The organism is Streptomyces sp. NPDC001493, from assembly GCF_053597235.1.
Genome location: NZ_JBSFHV010000007.1, coordinates 254521 through 271176 on the forward strand (window position 1 = coordinate 254521; position 16656 = coordinate 271176).

Genomic DNA, 16656 nt, shown 5'->3' on the forward strand with positions numbered 1-16656 from the left:
GCGGGGCAGGGCCGTACCCGGTCGGTGGGAGAGGGAGGACACGGACCACCTGCGGCAGGAGGAACCGCAGGTGGGAGTGTTGGGGTGATCCTAGGGCGCGGGACGGCCCGCTTTGCTACGTGCGTGTTACGGATTCCGGGGCCGGTGTTCCAGGTCCCGGATCGTGGATTCCGTGTCCGTCGGCGCGCCGTCCGGCGCCCTCTCTCACCGATCGGCCGCGAATCGCCGGTCGGCCGCGAATCGCGGGTCGCGGGTCGGCCGCGAACTGTCGACCGGCCGCCACCCGGTCGATCCGTCGCGGCCTCGTCGTTCCGCCGCGACGGAACTCCTCACTCCTCGATCGGCTTCCGGATCGCCGCGATGTCGAACTGGAGGCGGAGCCTTTCGCTGACCATGGCACCGCCTTCGGCGAGGCGGGCGTTGTAGGTGAGACCCCAGTCGGAGCGGTTGATGGTGGTGGTGCCGTCGAAACCGACGCGTTCGTAGCCGAACGGGTCGGTGACGTGGCCGATGTACGTGAGCTCCAGGTCGACCGGGTTGGTGGTGCCCCTGATGGTGAGGTCGCCGGTCATGCGGTAGACGTCCTGCGCCTGGAGGGTCACGGCGGTGCTGGTGAAGACCATCCGGGGGTGCGTCCTGGCGTCGAGGAACTCCCGTCCGACGAGGTGGTCGTCGCGCTGCTCGACCCCGGTGTCGACGCTGGCGGTGGCGATGGAGATCTCGGCCCGGGAGCGGGCGGGATTGCTGCCGTCGAAGTAGAGGAGGCTCTCGTACTCGGCGAACGAACCCCGCACCGTCGTCACCATGGCGTGCCGCACGGAGAACCCGATCCTGCTGTGTGCCGGATCGATCATCCATTCCCCGGTGAGCCCCTTCAGCGCCGGATGGGGGAGCACGGCGGCGGCGGAAGGTGCGACCGTGGTGCCCGCGCCCGTATCCGCTGTGCGACGGGGCGTTGAGCTGCGGCTGAAGATGTTCATGAAGTATGTAGTTACTTCGAGAAAACGATCAACGTAAGAGAACGTCGAGGAATCCAAACATTTGCGAACGAACTTTCACAGGGATGAAGCCCTTGTGGACACAGTGCGTAGCGGCTCGCCGGACCGCGCTCCGGGGCGGCTCCTCTGCGGAGAGTGACTGACGGCCTCTCGGTGCCGCACGTGTTCCACGGTTCATTTGCCATTCCTTCACATCGCCTGACAAGATCCCGTCCTTCGGCGTGCAGAATGCCGTCGCTGAGCCGGGGGGACCAGCCACGTGGGGATACACACCAGCCTTCGACGTGCCGTGATGGCCATGTTCACGTTGCTCGTCGCCGCCGTCGCGCTCGGGGTGGGGGCGTCACCCGCCGCCGCTCACCGGGACGGCTGCCACCGATGGCACTCCTGCCCCTCCGACACCGGCTCGTACGTCTGCGGTGACCTCGGGTACTTCTCCGAATGCGGGTACAGCTCCCTGCCGGGCTCCGGAACCGGAGCGGGCAGCGGAAACGACTCCGGCGCAGGTGCGGGGGCCGACCCCGGCGCGGACACCGAGGTGGTCGCGGACGACGAGGCGCCCGAACAGCCCACCACACGCGGCGCGGACGCGGGCGCCGGTGGGCGCGTCGGCGTCGTGGTGACGGCCGAGAAGGGGTCCCGGATCGAGGTGCGGGACGAGGCGGACTCGGTCGTCGCCCGCGCCACCGCCACCGGGGCCGAGCAGAAGATCGCCTTCGACGCCAAGGACGGCGATCACGCCTACACCGTCGTGGCCGTCGACTCCGCGGGCAACACCAGTGACGCGAGCGACGAGTTCACCGTGACGGTCGACGGCACCGCCCCCGAGGCCGGCACACCCGCCCTGGGGGCGACGGACCCGGAGACGGGAGCGGCCGAGGTCTCCCTCGACGCCGAGGCGGGCACTTCGTACGAGGTGACGGTCGAAGGCCGCAAGGAAGCGCTGAGCGGTACGGTCGGCGCCGCCGGAACGGTCACCGGATCGTTCCGCCTGCCCGACGGCTCGTACCGGCTCGTCGCCGTCGTGCGGGACGAGGCCGGCAACCGTACCCGTACGGTCGCGACCGTACGCGTCGCCCTGAAGGCGCTCCGGCCCCGGGTGCGGGTGGGGGCCCCGGAGGGAGGCCGCACCCGGGTCGACGTCGTCGGGCCGCCCGGATCGGCGGGGACCGTGACCACGGGGGACGGGACGGAGGCCGTCCGGCTGGACGGCGACGGACACGGCAGCGTGTCCCTTCCGCTGGAGGACGGGGCGTACCGGGCCACGGTGACGCTGACCGACCCGTTCGGGCGCGAAGGGACCACGCGCTCGGCGGAGTTCGTCGTCGATACGGCCGCCCCGGCGCTGCGCCTCGGCTACGACGAGGAGCGGGCGCGCCACGGCGACGTGGTGCTGACGGTGACCGGCGAACGAGGCGCCACACTGCGGCTCGACGGCGCGGACCGGAGGCGTTCCGTGGTCCTGGACCGCGCGCACCAGGTGCTGACCTGGCACGCCGAACCCGGCGGCCACCGGCTGGTGGCCCGGCTGACCGACGCGCACGGCAACACCACCGAGCGGGAGCTCGTCGTGCGGGTCTCGGACGACATGACCGGTACCGAGATCCGGAACGTCCTGCTCGGCATCGCCGCGATCCTGGTCGTGACGGCGGCCGTTGGCGTACTGCTGTGGCGGCGGCGCAGGGCGATCATCGTGTGGCGGGCCCGACGGCGCGAGGCCGCGCGGATCGCGGCGAAGGAGCGGGCGGCGCTGGCCCTGGTCGCCCGGCAGGAAGCCGACGAGCGCCGGCGCGAGGACGAGCGCCGCCGCGCCCGGGAGGCGCACGGACGTCAACTGGCCGTCTGGCTGAGCACCCGCGAACGGCTCGCGGCGGAACACGACTTCGTGCGCGGACTGCACGGCACGGAGTACAGCGCGGCGGACTTCCGGTGGGCGGCGCGCAAGTCCGGTGAACGCGTGCTGTTCGTCGCGCCCGCGTCCCTCGTGGAGGTGCGCACCCGACAGGGCGCGAGCCATCTGGAGACCACCTGGGCAGGGGAGTTGGCCGTCACCGACCGACGCGTCCTGTTCAGCGGTCCGGGTGGCCGGCGGGAGTGGGCGTACGGAAAGTGGCTCAGCCACGAGCACGACGAGAGCGCCGGACTGACCCTGATCTCCGTGAGCAACCGGCAGAAGTCCTCCGGGGTTTCGTACGTCCACGGCGAGGCCTTCCGTGTGCGGAAGGCGATCGACCTCGCGGTGGGACGGGCCCTGGGCCGTGGCGACGAGGTGATCGACCGGGCCCGGGCGGCGCTGGAGGCCCACGAGCGGAACAAGCCGGAGATGCCCGCTCAGGCGCGGTGAACGGGCGGGCCGGGTGCTGGTGGGCGGGCGGGCCGGGGGCCTGGGTTCGAGGCGTCACGCCCGGGCCGCTCGGGGGCGCGGGCGGGACGCCGTCACCGGGTCGCCCGGCCGTCGGCCTCTCCGGGGCGGGGGAGCCGCCAGCCGTACGGGTAGAAGTCCATCTCCCACGAGGTGTACGAGGCCAGTGCGGCGGCGTTCTCGGGCGTGCGCAAGAGGCAGCGGTTGATGAGCAGTTGACGCCGTTCGGACGGGGTCAGCAGCGCCTCGGAGGGGTCGAGGTTCTCCGGGGCGTCGATGTCCTGGCGGCCGTCCGCGTTGACGCGTCTGCCCGTCGACGTCCGGTGGTCCAGGCGGAACCCGGTGCGCCACTGCGAGTTGCCGCCCCAGCCCTGTGACAGGTCGACCGTGGGCCGGTGGCGGCGCAGAAAGGTCCAGTAGAGCGGGGAACGGTCGGCCACGCCGCGCTCCGCGTGCCGCGCTCCTGCCCGGACGCGTACGCCCGCACGGCTGAACAGCAGCGGCCCCAGCCACAGCCCCGGCCAGACCGTCCCGGTCACCCGGACGGGCTCCTCCGGGTCCTCGGCCTGCTCGACCTCCACGATCTCGTGCAGGAAGGGGTCGAAGGGGCCCGTCTCCTGGAACGGCACCAGCCCCAGACCGGTGAAGAGTTGGAGGTACTGCGCCGGGCCGAGCGCCGACTGCTGGTCGAGCGTGCGCATCCGACGGGCCCGGGGGGTCTCGTCCCCCGCGTCCGGGGGCGGCTGATGGGGCAGGAGCAGCAGGTCGCTGACCCGGCTGAGGGCGTACAGCTCCCAGCCCAACTCCATGCGGAGGTCGCCTGGTTGGCTGGAGTACTCCTGGGAGAGCGACTCCGCGGCCCTGGCCAGCCAGGCCCGGTGGCCGACGGCGGTGGCGCGTGCGAGCCACGGCGCGACCACGGCCCCGAAGGCGTCGGGGCCGTGGTGGTCCCGCAGCGCCTCGTAGAGCTCCCTGGCGTCGGCCGGCGGCAGTCCCTCATCCATCCGCGCAGCGTAGGGGTGCCGCAGAGGTGGCATCGAGCGGTTTTCCGAAGGCGAGAGGAATCGGTGCTCCAGCGGCGGCAACCTTTTGCTTCCGTGCGGCGACTACGAGTCCGAACCCCCCTGTCTCCCACGGGGGCCGAGGAACGGAAAGCCCATGGCACCGTACGGACGCAGGTCACCGGATCAGCGGGCGGTGGTGGCCGGGGCCGGAGCGGTGCCGGCCCCGATTCGAGGGTTTTCCCGGCCGTCCGGAGCCGTGGGGCTCCCCAGGCCGTCCGGGGCGGGGCTTCCCGCTCCCTGACTTCTCAGGGCAGTGTCGAAGCGCTTCGACACCTCTCTGGACAGTTCACAGGAGTCCGTCTAGCCTGGTTTGAATCTTCGCATGTCAGAGGGGGATTGAGGAGGGAAGTCGCTCATTTCGAAGCGCTTCACCAACCGCTCCGTCCTCACTGTTGTTCTGTCGCACCCCACTTGTCACTGTCACCCGTAAGGGAGAGCGCATGGTCACCCTGGCCGAGGTCGCCCAGCACGCCGGAGTCTCCGCGAGCACGGTGAGCTACGTCCTCAGTGGGAAGCGGTCCATCTCCGCTCCCACCCGGGAGCGCGTGGAGCTGAGCATCCAGCAACTCGGCTACCACCCCAACGCCGGGGCCCGCGCGCTCGCCAGCAGCCGCTCCAACATCATCGCCCTGATGGTCCCGCTGCGTACGGACATGTACGTGCCGGTGATGATGGAGATCGCCATCGCGGTCGCCACGACCGCCCGCACGCACGGCTACGACGTGCTGCTCCTCACCGGCGAGGAGGGCCCGGCGGCGGTCCGGCGGATCGCCGGGAGTTCGCTCGCCGACGCGCTGATCCTCATGGACGTGGAACTGCACGACGAGCGTCTCCCCGTGCTCCGGGACACCGAACGGGCCGCCGTGCTCATCGGGTTGCCCGCCGACGTGGCCGGACTGACCTGTGTGGACCTCGACTTCGAGGCGACCGGGGCACTGTGCCTGGAGCACCTCGCCGGACTCGGACACCGCGAGGTCGCGGTGATCGGTGAGGCGCCCGCCGTCTATGAACGGCACACCGGCTTCGCCGAACGCACCATCGACGGCATCCGGACCAAGGCGCGGGAGACCGGAGTGACCGTGCTGCACCGGCCCTGCGAGGGTGGTTACGCGGCGATGGCGCAGACCCTCTCCCGGATCTTCGACGAACGGCCGGGTACCACCGGGTTCATCGTCCAGAACGAGTCCGCCGTGGAGCCGCTGCTCAACCTCCTCCAGCAGCAGGGCCGTGCCGTGCCCGAGGACGTCTCGGTCGTCGCGATCTGCCCCGAACAGGTGGCGGCGCAGGCTTCCGTGCGGCTCACCTCCGTCGCCATCCCCGCCCAGGAGATGGGGCGCCGGGCGGTCGAGCTGGTGGTGGCCAAACTCACCGGCTGCGGCAAGGACGAAGTCGAACTGATCGCACCGGAGTTGACGATACGGGCGAGCACCGGCCCGGCGCCCGCGGCCTGAGCCGCGCCCGGGGGCCCTCCGGCTCCGGGCCGGTCGCGCGCACGCCGCGACCGGCCGGGAGCTCACCGACAGGCGGACCCCCGGGCCGGTCACCCGCCCGTCGCCTCCCGGCGCGGCACCGTCAGGGCCAGGTCGGCCCCCGCGGTGAGCGTGATCCAGGACGCCGCGCCCGGCTCCGCCGCACCCGCCGGGGCGCCCGGTGGCGGCCCCGTACGCAGCTCCACGCGGGCGTCGCGGGCAGGCCGGAGTACCGCGGTGACCTCCTCGGGGGCCCAGTCGAGGTCGAGCGTCGCGCCGAACCTCGTACGGACGCCCCGGAGCGAGCCCCTGGGGTACGCGGCCGGAAGCGCGGGCAGCAGGACCAGGCGGTCCGGTGCCGACTGGACGAGCATCTCCAGCACCACGGCCGGCAGCGCGTGGGCGGCATCCGCGTTGAACACGTCGCGGTCCGGGTAGTGCGCGCTCATCAGTGAGTCGTGGAAGAAGTCCCCGGCCAGCACCGACGCCAGCGCCGAGGACACCCGCGAACCGTCCCGCAGCCGCGCCGCGACCAGCGCGTGGTGCAGATGGCCGTGGGCCGAGTCGTTCTCCGAACCCCGCAGCTCCAGCGCACGGTGAGCGGCGCGGGCCAGTTCCGGGGTGTCGTACGGGTTGATCTCGTCGAGCGGCCAGACCGGGTAGAGGTGGCTGAGGTGGCGGTGGTCGTACGTCTCGCGCAGCCCGGGCCACGCCCACTCGGCGAGCGCACCGTCCTCGTTGACCAGGTACTGCGGGAGCCGGCCGGCCAGGGTCCGCCAGCGGTCCGCGTCCGGATGGGCGGGGACGAGCTCCGCCGCGGTCGTCAGGGCGTGACGGGCCGCCGCGATGTCCATCGTCGCGTTGACGGTGCCCCAGCTCGCGTTCGCCGGGCGGTTCTCCGGCGAGTACGAGGGGACGATCGCCACGCTCCCGTCGGGGGCCCGGCGGGTCAGGAAGTCCGTGTAGAAATCGGCCACTTCGACACAGGAGGAGACCAGCGCCTCCGGGGTCTCCCCGGTGGTCGCCGCGCGTTCGAGCAAGGGGTGCAGCAGCCAGTCGGCGCCGGCCGTCCACAGGTGCAGCGGATACTCCCGCTGGAAGTGGCGGGTGTGGCCGGACTCGCCGTCCGAATGGGAGGGTGCCACGATGCCCCGGGTGCCGAACAGGGCGCGGGCGTTGTCCCGCCAGTGCTCCGACTGGCCCGCGATCAGACGGGCGTGGGCGTCGAGCACCTCGGGCAGGTCCGCAGCGGCGGCCGAGGCCAGCTGGAGGTTGAGGTTGGCATTGGTGGTGAACGCACCCGACCAGGCGGTGTTCCAGTCTCCCGTCCACAGTCCGGTCAGCCGGGGCGGCAACAGCCCCGAAGCGGAGAGCAGATGGTAGCGGCCCGCCGCGAAGAGCCGCTCCAGCAGGGCGGGGCTGTCCGGGTGGCGCAGCAGCTCGCTGCCGGGGAGGTCCGGCCGGGCCGGGTCCTCGTCGTGCAGGGAGAGTGCGCATCGGCCGAACGCGGGTCTGTGAAGCGGCACATGACGTTGCATCAGCACCGAGTAGTCGGCGTCCGGCAGGGCCGCCCACTCGGCTTCGAGGTCGGGGTCGCCGGGGCGCCGGCGTACCCGGGTGAGCAGCAGCAGGCTCCGGGCGTCCGTGACGCGGACGCCGTCGCCGTCCACCGAGACCGTGCCGCCCTCCGTGCGCAGCGTGGCCACCCCGACGCAGGACTGTTCGCTGTCCGGGTACCGCAGCCGCAGCGCGAGGCGGGCGCCGTGCGGTGTCAGTACGGTGGAGCGGCCGATCGCGAGGGCCACGGGAGCGCCGGGCAGGGCCGGGTCGAGCGTGACCACGGTGTCCGGCGCCGGTCCGGTGATGTGCTGCACGGTCACGTCGTCGGCCCGCGACACGAACACCTGGCTGCGCCAGGGGCCCGAGGAGGCGGTGGCCTCGCCCGTGGCGAAGTCCAGCTCGCGGCGGTAGGGCGATGCGTCGGGTCCGGCCTCGGATGTGGCCGAAGTGCCGGACTCGAAAGCGCTGGTGGCCCCCTCGGCGCCACCCTCCGTCCCGCTCCGCCGTACTCGGGTCTGGAACGCCGGGTGGAACGGCTGGACCCACACCAGCGGCCGGCCCGCACCGAAGCGCTCGGCCGCCTCACTGTCCCCGGCGAGCAACGCGTCCTGGAGCGGGCTGAGTTCGTCGGCGAGCTCCGGCGGGCGGAGGTGCTCGCTGCCGTTGGGCCGGACGAGGGTGTGGTGGTTGACGATCACCCGGTCGTCGACCGGGTCGCCGTACACCATCGCCCCGTGGTGCCCGTTCCCGCAGAGGAAGGCATCCTCCCAGCGCGCCGCGGGCCTGGGCTCCCAGGTGCCCCGGCTCATGCCGCGCCGACCGGCTTCAGGGCCGCCACGCCGTAACGCCCCAGCTCCACCGCCCCGTCCGCCTTCGCGCCGGTGAGCGCGTCGACGTAGGCGCCCGGCAGGGGCACGGTCACCGTGCCCTGCCCGTGGTGGAGCAGGAAGAGCAGCTCGCCCCGGCGTACCGCCTCCACACCCTCGGGCAGTCCGGCCACCACGGGGCGGACGCCCGCCTCGCCGGCCACCCGGCCGAGGAGTTCGCGCAGGGCGCCGGGCTCCGGCAGCGTCGAGACGTACCAGGCACCGCCCTTGCGGAGCACGGCGGGCAGCCCGTCCAGTTCGCCGCCCCGGTAGGCGGCGACGGTCTCGCCGGTGCCGTCCGCCTCCAGCTCCTCCGACCACAGCAGGCCCTGGAAACCGTCGCAGGCCACGCTTGCGTCCGGCTCGACGGGCCACCACTCGTGGAGCGTCCGGATCGAGAAGAGCTCGCGCAGCCGCGCGTCCATGCCGCCCGGCCGGATGCGGTCGTCCACGTCGGCGACTCCGGTGAAGAACCCGCTCACCAGGGTGCCGCCGCCCGTCACGTACGCGACCAGATTGTCGACGGCCGCGTCGGTCAGGAGGTAGAGCTGCGGCACCACGACCATCCGGTAGCCGCTCAAGTCCGCCTCGGGGCGGGCGAAATCGGTCGCCGTGCCGTTCTCCCAGAGCGCCCGGTGCCAGGCCCGTACGATCTCCGGGTAGTCCAGGTGCGAGGAGGGGCGGCCCTCCTGCGCACTGCCCCACCAGGCGTCCCAGTCGTGCAGCACCGCCACTTCGGCCGGGGCGTGGGCGCCGCTCACCTCCGGTGCGAGGGTGGCGAGTTCGGCGCCGATGCGGGTGATCTCCCGGAAGGCGCGGCCCTCGGGGCCGGCGTGCGACACCATCCCGGAGTGGAACTTCTCCGAGCCCTGCCGGGACTGGCGCCACTGGAAGTAGCAGACGGCGTCCGCGCCCCGCGCCACCGACTGGAGGGACCAGAGCCGGTTGAGCCCCCGCGGCTTCGGGTGGTTCACCGGGCGCCAGTTGACCGCGCTCGCGGCCTGCTCCATCAGCATCCACGGCCCCCGGGCCTGCGAGCGCGTCATGTCGGCGAGCATCGCGTTGTACTGCCCCGCGCCCGGGTCCGCCGGGTCCGGGTAGACGTCCACCGAGACGACGTCCTCTTGCCCGGCCCACGCCCACGCGTCCTGACCCGACCAGAGCGGCATGAAGTTGGACGTCACCGGAAGGGCGGGGGAGTGGCGGCGCACGATGTCGCGCTCGGCGGAGTAGCACTCCAGCAGGGCGTCGGAAGTGAACCGCTTGAAGTCGAGCACCTGCGTGGGGTTGCGCATGTACTGGGCCTTGCGGGGCGGCAGGATCTCCGCCCAGGTGTCGTACCGCTGGCTCCAGAAAGCCGTCCCCCAGGCCTCGTTGACCGCTTCGAGCGTGCCGTACCGGCCGGCGAGCCAGCGGCGGAAGTGCGCCGCCGTCTCGTCGCACCAGCAGTGCGTGCAGTACTCGTTGTTGATGTGCCACATGGTCAGCGCCGGATGGCCGGCGTACCGGGCCGCCAGGTCCTCGGTGAGGGCTGCGGCGTACCGGCGGTACACCGGTGAACTCGCGCAGAAATGCTGGCGCGAGCCGTACCAGACGACCGAACCGTCCTCCGCGCGCGGCAGCGTCTCCGGGTGCAGCGCACCCATCCACGGCGGCGGGGAGGACGTCGGGGTGGCGAGGACCACCCCGATGCCGTTCTCCTCGATGAGTCCCATCAGCCGGTCGAGCCAGCCGAACTCCCGTGCTCCGGGCCGAGGTTCGATCTTCGCCCAGGAGAAGACGCCCAGCGTCACCGAGTTGACCCCGGCCTCCTTCATCAGGGCCACGTCCTCGGCCCACACCTCCTCGGGCCACTGCTCGGGGTTGTAGTCGCCGCCGAAGAGAAGGCGGCCACGGGTGGCGTCACGCAGGGACGGCATGGTGTTCTCGATCCTCATTCCGGGTCGGCGTACTGGATGCCCCGGCCGTTGGTGCCCAGATACACCCGGCCGTGGACACGGGGGTCGCCGGAGATCACCTCACCGGTCCACCCCCACTGGTGCTGGTCGTCGTTGATGCGAATCCAGGTGACGCCCGCGTCGTCGGAGCGCAGCACCGCCACCCCGTCGTGGGTCGCGGACACCCGTCCCGTCTGGAACACCGCCGGATACCCCGGGTGTGCGGGCCGGCCCTTCACGGAAGGGGCCGCCTTGCCGAAGCCCAGCGCGTGCGACTCCTGGACCCCGGCCACGGCCGCGAACGTCCGGCCCCCGTCCGTCGAGCGGCGCAGCCCGCCGGTCTTCGCCGACAGCCAGAGGTCGCCCACCCTCCCCGGCGCCGCCGCCAGCTTGAACTGCGCGTCCCCGGACGGCAGTCCGGTGGTGCCGACCGTGAAGGACGCGCCCGCGTCCGTGGAGAGGTGGACGGTGCCGGTGTCCGTGTCGTACGCGTAGAAGCGGGCGGAATCCACCGGGTCGGCGACGGGTGTCGCGCCCTTCGGGAACGACGTCACCTCGCTCCAGCTCGCACCACCGTCCACGGACCGGTGCGCCGGGTACTTCGTGCCGTCCCAGTGGATGAACGTCCAGAGCAGCGTCGTCCCGTCCGCGCTCACCGCGATCGGTCCCGGCGCGGACGCCGCGATCTCCGGCTGCGCCGCGAACGGCTGCCAACTGGCGCCCCCGTCATGGGAGTACGCGCCTGCGGCGGACGACCCCGAGGGCCAGCCGGTCCGTACGACGTACGAGGGGACGCGCGCCGCGAGGGCGAGGCCGGTCGCGGTGCCGAACACCGGGTCCGACGCCATCCCGCGTGACGGGGAGGAGGTGAGCGACTCGTGGTACATCACCCCGATGTCTCCGAGCCCGCTGAGGAGTTGAGCACCCCGGGCGTTCGGCGGCGCGACCAGGTGGCGTACCGACGACTCCTCCAGGCCCCGGATCTCGGGCGCCCAGTGCACCAGGTCCCGGGTGCCGAAGACCGTGGCGCCGGTTCCGTACACGATGTGGCGCGAGTCGAAGGGGTCGACCGCGACGGCCTGGATCCACCAGCCGAACTTCGCCTCCCCGCCCCAGCGCAGGTACGGCGTCTCCGAGACGTCCAGCACCGCCGCGTCCTTGAGGGAGGTCCAGGTCCGGCCCTGGTCGGTGGAGCGGAAGAGCGTGTCGACCGGTCCCCAGCGGTTGTTGGTGGAGACGACGACCGTCCCGGGGCGCCGGGCGTCCACGGCGATCCCGCCGTAGCCGAACGCGTCCGCGCCGCCCGGCACCACGGGCGTCACGTCCGACCAGGCGCCGGTCACCGTGTCGAGGCGGTGCACCGCGCCGTCGCTCTGGTTGTTGGGACCCGGACCATTCGCCCAGCTCACGTACAGGGCGCGGGAGGCGGCGTCGTACGCGGCGCGGACCGGCACCCGGGTCGCCCCGTCGGCCACCGGCGCGCCGGGCACCGGCTCCCACCCGCCGGACGCGGTCGAGCGGTACAGGGAGGTGGTGCCGTCGCCCCAGCCCGCGTACACCGTCCGCCCCGCCGCCACCAGCAGGGTGACCCCCTGGCCGGAGGCGGACGGGACGGCGGGGAAGGAGGAATCCGGCGCCCAGGTGGCGCCCCGGTCGGTGGAGCGCAGCAGCCCGTCGTGGCGGGTGCCGAGCCAGAGGGTCCCGCTGTCGCGCGGGTCGACCAGCAGGCGTTCGCCGGTGCCCCGGCCGTCCTCGTTGGCGCCGAGCCGCACCGCCAGGTCCGTACGGGTCCAGGTCGCGCCCCGGTCCTCGGAGCGCAGCACCGCCCCCGGACCCGCCCAGGACTGGGCGTACGTACCGAGCGCGAGGTACACCCGGTCCGGGTGGGCGGGGTCCACGGCGATCGCCTCGACGCCGAGCAGGTTCCAGTCGTCCCAGCCGGTGAAGTCGGTGAGGGCCGTCCAGCGGGCCTTCGCGGCGTCCCACCGGTAGGCGCCGCCGATGTCCGTCCGGGCGTACGCCAGGCCGCGCACCGACGGGTGGAACATCAGCCCGGTGACGAACCCGGTGCCGCCGATGGCGGCGGTGCGCCAGCGGTACGCCTCGGTCCTCGGCCGGCCGGAGGGCCGTTCCGCCGCCGAGGCCGTACCGGCGGCGGGCAGCACGCAGGCGGCCGCGGCGACGGCGGCCGCCCCGGCCAGCACCGAGCGGCGGCCGGGCGGCGACGTCTCGGTGCCGGGCCCGGGCGCCGGCGCCGGTGCGGATGCGGGGGCGGTGGGACCGGGATCGGGACGGAACGCGGGCATGGCGGAGTCCTTCCGGGGCGGGTGGAAAGGGGGAGCGGGGGAGAGGACGTTGCGTGCCGCGCGCGGGAGGTCCCGGCGCGCGGCACGTACGGCAGCGGAGAACGCGGTGGGCTCAGCCCTTCACGGCCCCGGTGAGCATCCCCTTCTGGAAGTGCTTCTGGACGAACGGCGACAGCACCGCCACCGGGATCAGCGCGAGGACCATGACGGCCATCTGCACCGCGAGGCTGTTGATCTGCCCGCTGCTCACCGCCGCCCCCATCGCGCCCGGCGGTACCTGGTGCTGGAGCACCAGCTGACGGAGAATCATTTGGAGCGGGTACTTGTCGCTGTCCTGGATGTAGAGCATGGCGTTGAACCACTGGCTCCAGTAACCCACCGCGTAGAACAGCGAGATGACGGCGACCACGGCGCGGGAGAGCGGCATGACGATCTGGAGCAGGATGCGCCACTCGCCGGCGCCGTCGATCCTTGCCGCGTCGATGAGTTCGGGCGCGGTGTCCATGAAGAAGCCGCGCAGCACCAGGATGTTGAAGACGGAGATCGCGCTCGGCAGGATCATCGACCAGTAGCTGTCGCTCAGCCCGATCCCGGTCACCAGCAGATACGTGGGGATGAGCCCGGCACCGAAGAACATCGTCGCCATGAGCGTCATCAGCAGCGGCCGGTGGGCGATCGAGTCGCGCCGGCTGAGGCCGTAGGCGCAGAGGATCGAGATCACCATGCTGAACACCGTGCCGACGACGGTCAGTCCGATGCTGACCATCGCGGCCCGGGTGACCGCGCCGCCGCTCAGCAGCTCCTTGTACGCGACGAAGGTGACGCTCTTCGGCCAGACGACCAGCCCGCCCGCGTCGTTGATCGCCTTGGTGTCGGAGAGGCTGGTGACGACCACCACCCAGATGGGGATGAGGATGACGGCGCAGATCGCGACGAGACCGAAGCCCTTGAAGGCGAGTCCGGCCTTCGTGGGCTCGTCCTCCCAGGCGGGGCGCTGCTCGGTGCCGAGGAGGCGCTGCAGCGGGGTGCGGGCCGGGGTGGTGTCCACGGGCCACCCGCCCGGGGTCTTTTCGAGGTCCAGGAGAGTCGTCATTTCTTGGAGTACACCCCCTGCTCGCCCAGCATGTGGGCGACCTTGTTCGCGCCCAGCACCATGGCGACGCTGAACAGTCCCTTGAAGATCCCGGCCGCGGCGGCGTAGCCGAAGTCGCCGGTCTTGATACCCGTCCACCAGATGTAGGTGTCGAGGATCTCGGAGGCGCCGGCGCCCACCTGGTCGCGCTGGAGCAGGATCTGCTCGAAGTCCAGGTTGAGCGCGCTGCCGACCCGCAGCACCAGCAGCAGCGCGATCACCGGGCGCAGCGCGGGCAGCGTGACGTGCCACATGCGGCGCCAGCGCCCCGCGCCGTCCACCGCGGCGGCCTCGTACAGGTCGGTGTTGACGGCGGCGAGCGCGGCGAGGAAGACGATGACGCCCCAGCCCGCGTCCTTCCAGACGGCCTGCGCGGTCACCAGGAACTTGAAGAACCCGGGGTTGGTCATGAGGTCGAAGCCCTCGTGCCCGTGTTCGCGCAGCCACTGCGCGACCAGACCGGCGCCGCCGAACATCTGCTGGAAGACCGTGACGACGAGGACCCAGGAGAAGAAGTGCGGCAGGTAGACAATCGCCTGCACCCACGCCTTGACCCGCGCACTCATCAGACTGTTCAGGAGCAGCGCGATGGCGATCGGGATCGGGAAGAAGAGGATCAGCTGCGTCAGGAAGATGACCAGCGTGTTGATCAGGACTTCCCAGAAGCGGTAGTCGTCGAAGATCCGGGTGAAGTTGTCGAAGCCGACGAAGGGGCTGCCGGTGATGCCCAGGTCGTAGACGTCGTAGTTCTGGAACGCGACGATGTTCCCGAGCAGCGGTATGTAGTTGAAGATCAGCAGCAGCACGATGGCGGGGAGCGTCATCAGGACCAGCGTGCGGTCCCGCCGCAGCCGGTGCCGCCAGGTGATGCCCCCGGACGGCAGCCCGGAGGCCGGACTTCCGCCGCCCTTCGCCGCCCTGCCGGACCGGCCGCTTCCCTTGGCCGCCTTGCCGGACCGGCCGCCGCGCGCGCGGGGAACCGCGCTCCCGCCGGTGGCGCGCGGCCTGTCCGCACCGTCCTTGACTCCGCCGTCCTGCGTTCCGCCGTCCCGCGCGGCGTGCCGGCCGTCCTCGCCGGCCGGGACGTCGGTCCCGTCCGCCGCGCGGCCCGTGCCGGCCGCCGCCGTGGCCCGTGGCTTCACCGTGAGCTCCCCATGTCGTGCTGCTCCGCCCCGGCCGCCGGGCGTCACTGCGCCCGGCGGCCACTTTCCGTGTGTGCGTGGGTCCTGCGGTCTGCCGCGTACGGTCAGTTGCCGGAGCCGTTCTTGTCGAGGATGTCCTGGTACCAGGAGCGGAGCTCGTCCCCGCCGCTCTTCTTCCAGGTCGACACCGCCGACTCCAGGTCGCTGACCTTCTTGCGGCCGCGCCGGATGTCCTTCTGCAGGTCGTCGAAGGGCGTGTACAGGGAGGCGTACCGCTGGGGCTCGACGATCTGCATGCCGAAGAAGAGCGGCTTCTTGATGTTCGGCGCCTGCCGGGCCATCCACCCCGCGTAGTCCTGCACCAGCTTCGGCTCGTCGGGGAAGGCGATGGTGTGCGGCGGGGACGCGAGGAAGAGGAAGGTGGAGGGCTGGGCCTCCTGGATGCCCTGGTCGGTGAAGGTCGGCACGCCGCCCTTCACCTCGTAGTGGGTGCCCTGGACGCCGTAGTTGGTGAGCATGAACTCCTCGGTGCCGTACGGGGCGGCGGCGAAGTCCGCGATGGCGAGCATCTCCTCGATCTTCGCCTTGGGGAGCTTCTTGCTGAGGAAGGTGAAGATCCCGGCCGGGTCGTCCTGCCAGAGGACCGGCTTGCCGCCGTCGGCCGAGAAGAAGTCGAGCGCCTGCATGTCGAACTTCGGGTTGGCGGCCTTCTGTTCGGTGACCATGCCCTTCCAGCCGCCGGTCCCGTCGTTGTACATGACGATGTGGCCGCTGGTGAAGCGGATCTTGGAGTCCGCGTCCTTGTTGGCCTCGGCGTCCGGGTGGACGTAGCCGAGGTCGTGGAGCTTGCGGGCGAAGGCCAGGGCCTCGCGGTACTCCTTCGTCTCCAGCTTGTGGACGAGCTTGCCGTCCTGGAGCTGCCAGTAGTGCGGGGCGTCCGGCAGCACGCCGTAGATCTTCTGGATGCAGGTCCACAGGTCGTCGAAGGCCCAGACCTTGCTCTTCGGCGCGGTGTACTCCTTGCCGAAGGCGAGCAGGTCGTCGGCGCTGGCCGGGACCGCACCGGAGCCGACGATGTCCTTGCGGTAGAAGATCGCGTTGCCGATGACCGGCGAGGGCATGGGCAGGCCGCGCAGCTTGCCGCCGAAGACCGAGTACTGCCAGGCCCCGGTGGGGATGTTGGCGAGGTTCGGGTACTTCTTCACCGCGTCGCCGGCCAGGTACGGGCTGAGGTCGGCGAACTTCGCGGTGATGGCGTTGCGGATCTGGCCCTGCATGTTCCAGCCGGGGATGGTCATCACGTCCGGGATGTCGTCACCTGCGAGCACGGCGCCGATCTTGTCCTGGTACGTGTTGCCGTCCTGCGGATCGAAGTTGAGCGTCGCGCCGACCGCCTTGTTCACCGCCGTGTAGTACGGGTTGTTCTTCTTCGGGACGGTGCCCCACAGCGGGGTCATCACCCGGAAGGAAGAGCCCTTGCCGGGAACGGACTTGACCGACTTCGCCAGCGGGTCGGGCAGCTTGGTGAACCCGGGGCTCGACCCGTTGACGCTGGCCACGTCGGGCTGCACCAGGTCGGAGGGGACGTAACTCGGCACGACCTTGCTGAGCGCCTTGCCGGTCGTCGTGCCCTCCCGGGTCCCCGAGTCGGATCCGGAGCCGCCGCACGCGGCCAGCAGCGGTACGCCGCCCGCCACGGCCACCGCTGCGAAGGCGCTCGAAGCGAGGAAGCTCCGGCGGTTCGGCGTGATGGCGGCGAGGCCGGTCGCGTTGTTCTCGGACCGGTTCGTGGCGGGGGAGGAATTCGGCGTCATTGCGTC

10 protein-coding genes are annotated in these 16656 nt (G+C 71.8%); 2 read left to right on the forward strand and 8 right to left on the reverse strand.

Annotation, left to right across the window (positions count from 1 at the left end; genetic code table 11):
* Positions 1-329: 329 nt before the first annotated feature.
* Positions 330-980 (reverse strand): YceI family protein, encoded by a 651-nt coding sequence (locus ACWCWD_RS13630; RefSeq protein ID WP_450772676.1) that lies wholly within the window; start codon positions 978-980, stop codon positions 330-332.
* A gap of 316 nt (positions 981-1296) precedes the next feature.
* On the opposite strand from ACWCWD_RS13630, the gene ACWCWD_RS13635 reads away from it, so the two are divergent.
* Positions 1297-3342 (forward strand): hypothetical protein, encoded by a 2046-nt coding sequence (locus tag ACWCWD_RS13635; protein ID WP_450772678.1) that lies wholly within the window; start codon positions 1297-1299, stop codon positions 3340-3342.
* Between the two features lie 92 nt (positions 3343-3434).
* On the opposite strand, the gene ACWCWD_RS13640 is transcribed toward ACWCWD_RS13635, so the two are convergent.
* Positions 3435-4364 (reverse strand): hypothetical protein, encoded by a 930-nt coding sequence (locus ACWCWD_RS13640; RefSeq protein ID WP_450772679.1) that lies wholly within the window; start codon positions 4362-4364, stop codon positions 3435-3437.
* Positions 4365-4864: 500 nt separating this feature from the next.
* On the opposite strand from ACWCWD_RS13640, the gene ACWCWD_RS13645 reads away from it, so the two are divergent.
* Positions 4865-5875, forward strand: coding sequence for a LacI family DNA-binding transcriptional regulator (locus tag ACWCWD_RS13645; RefSeq protein ID WP_450772681.1), 1011 nt, complete (start codon positions 4865-4867; stop codon positions 5873-5875).
* Positions 5876-5964: 89 nt separating this feature from the next.
* Here ACWCWD_RS13645 and ACWCWD_RS13650 read toward each other — a convergent pair whose 3' ends face one another.
* From ACWCWD_RS13650 to ACWCWD_RS13675, 6 genes are all read right to left on the reverse strand, one after another.
* Complete coding sequence (locus ACWCWD_RS13650) at positions 5965-8262, reverse strand: glycosyl hydrolase family 95 catalytic domain-containing protein (protein ID WP_450772682.1); 2298 nt, start codon at positions 8260-8262, stop codon at positions 5965-5967.
* Positions 8259-10238 carry a beta-galactosidase gene (locus tag ACWCWD_RS13655; protein ID WP_450772684.1) on the reverse strand — a complete coding sequence of 660 codons (1980 nt, stop codon included), beginning with the start codon at positions 10236-10238 and terminating at the stop codon, positions 8259-8261. Before ACWCWD_RS13655 ends, ACWCWD_RS13650 begins: the two co-directional genes overlap by 4 nt.
* Before the next feature lie 14 nt (positions 10239-10252).
* Entirely contained in the window at positions 10253-12562 is a 2310-nt protein-coding gene (locus ACWCWD_RS13660) for a 1,4-beta-glucanase (protein WP_450772686.1), read from the reverse strand.
* A 112-nt stretch (positions 12563-12674) separates the two neighbouring features.
* The gene (locus ACWCWD_RS13665; protein WP_327179089.1) at positions 12675-13655 is read right to left on the reverse strand and encodes a carbohydrate ABC transporter permease; all 981 of its coding nucleotides are present in this window, start codon (positions 13653-13655) and stop codon (positions 12675-12677) included.
* The gene (locus ACWCWD_RS13670; protein WP_450772688.1) at positions 13652-14836 is read right to left on the reverse strand and encodes an ABC transporter permease; all 1185 of its coding nucleotides are present in this window, start codon (positions 14834-14836) and stop codon (positions 13652-13654) included. Before ACWCWD_RS13670 ends, ACWCWD_RS13665 begins: the two co-directional genes overlap by 4 nt.
* A 104-nt stretch (positions 14837-14940) precedes the next feature.
* Positions 14941-16650 (reverse strand): extracellular solute-binding protein, encoded by a 1710-nt coding sequence (locus tag ACWCWD_RS13675; protein ID WP_450772689.1) that lies wholly within the window; start codon positions 16648-16650, stop codon positions 14941-14943.
* Positions 16651-16656: the final 6 nt, after the last annotated feature.

Bases quoted from the DNA above. Each gene is read 5' to 3' on its own strand.
- ACWCWD_RS13660 (WP_450772686.1), bottom strand. From the start codon at position 12,562: ATGCCCGCGTTCCGTCCCGATCCCGGTCCCACCGCCCCCGCATCCGCA.
- ACWCWD_RS13635 (WP_450772678.1), top strand. From the start codon at position 1,297: ATGTTCACGTTGCTCGTCGCCGCCGTCGCGCTCGGGGTGGGGGCGTCA.
- ACWCWD_RS13675 (WP_450772689.1), bottom strand. From the start codon at position 16,650: ATGACGCCGAATTCCTCCCCCGCCACGAACCGGTCCGAGAACAACGCG.
- ACWCWD_RS13645 (WP_450772681.1), top strand. From the start codon at position 4,865: ATGGTCACCCTGGCCGAGGTCGCCCAGCACGCCGGAGTCTCCGCGAGC.
- ACWCWD_RS13665 (WP_327179089.1), bottom strand. From the start codon at position 13,655: ATGACGACTCTCCTGGACCTCGAAAAGACCCCGGGCGGGTGGCCCGTG.
- ACWCWD_RS13630 (WP_450772676.1), bottom strand. From the start codon at position 980: ATGAACATCTTCAGCCGCAGCTCAACGCCCCGTCGCACAGCGGATACG.
- ACWCWD_RS13655 (WP_450772684.1), bottom strand. From the start codon at position 10,238: ATGCCGTCCCTGCGTGACGCCACCCGTGGCCGCCTTCTCTTCGGCGGC.
- ACWCWD_RS13650 (WP_450772682.1), bottom strand. From the start codon at position 8,262: ATGAGCCGGGGCACCTGGGAGCCCAGGCCCGCGGCGCGCTGGGAGGAT.
- ACWCWD_RS13640 (WP_450772679.1), bottom strand. From the start codon at position 4,364: ATGGATGAGGGACTGCCGCCGGCCGACGCCAGGGAGCTCTACGAGGCG.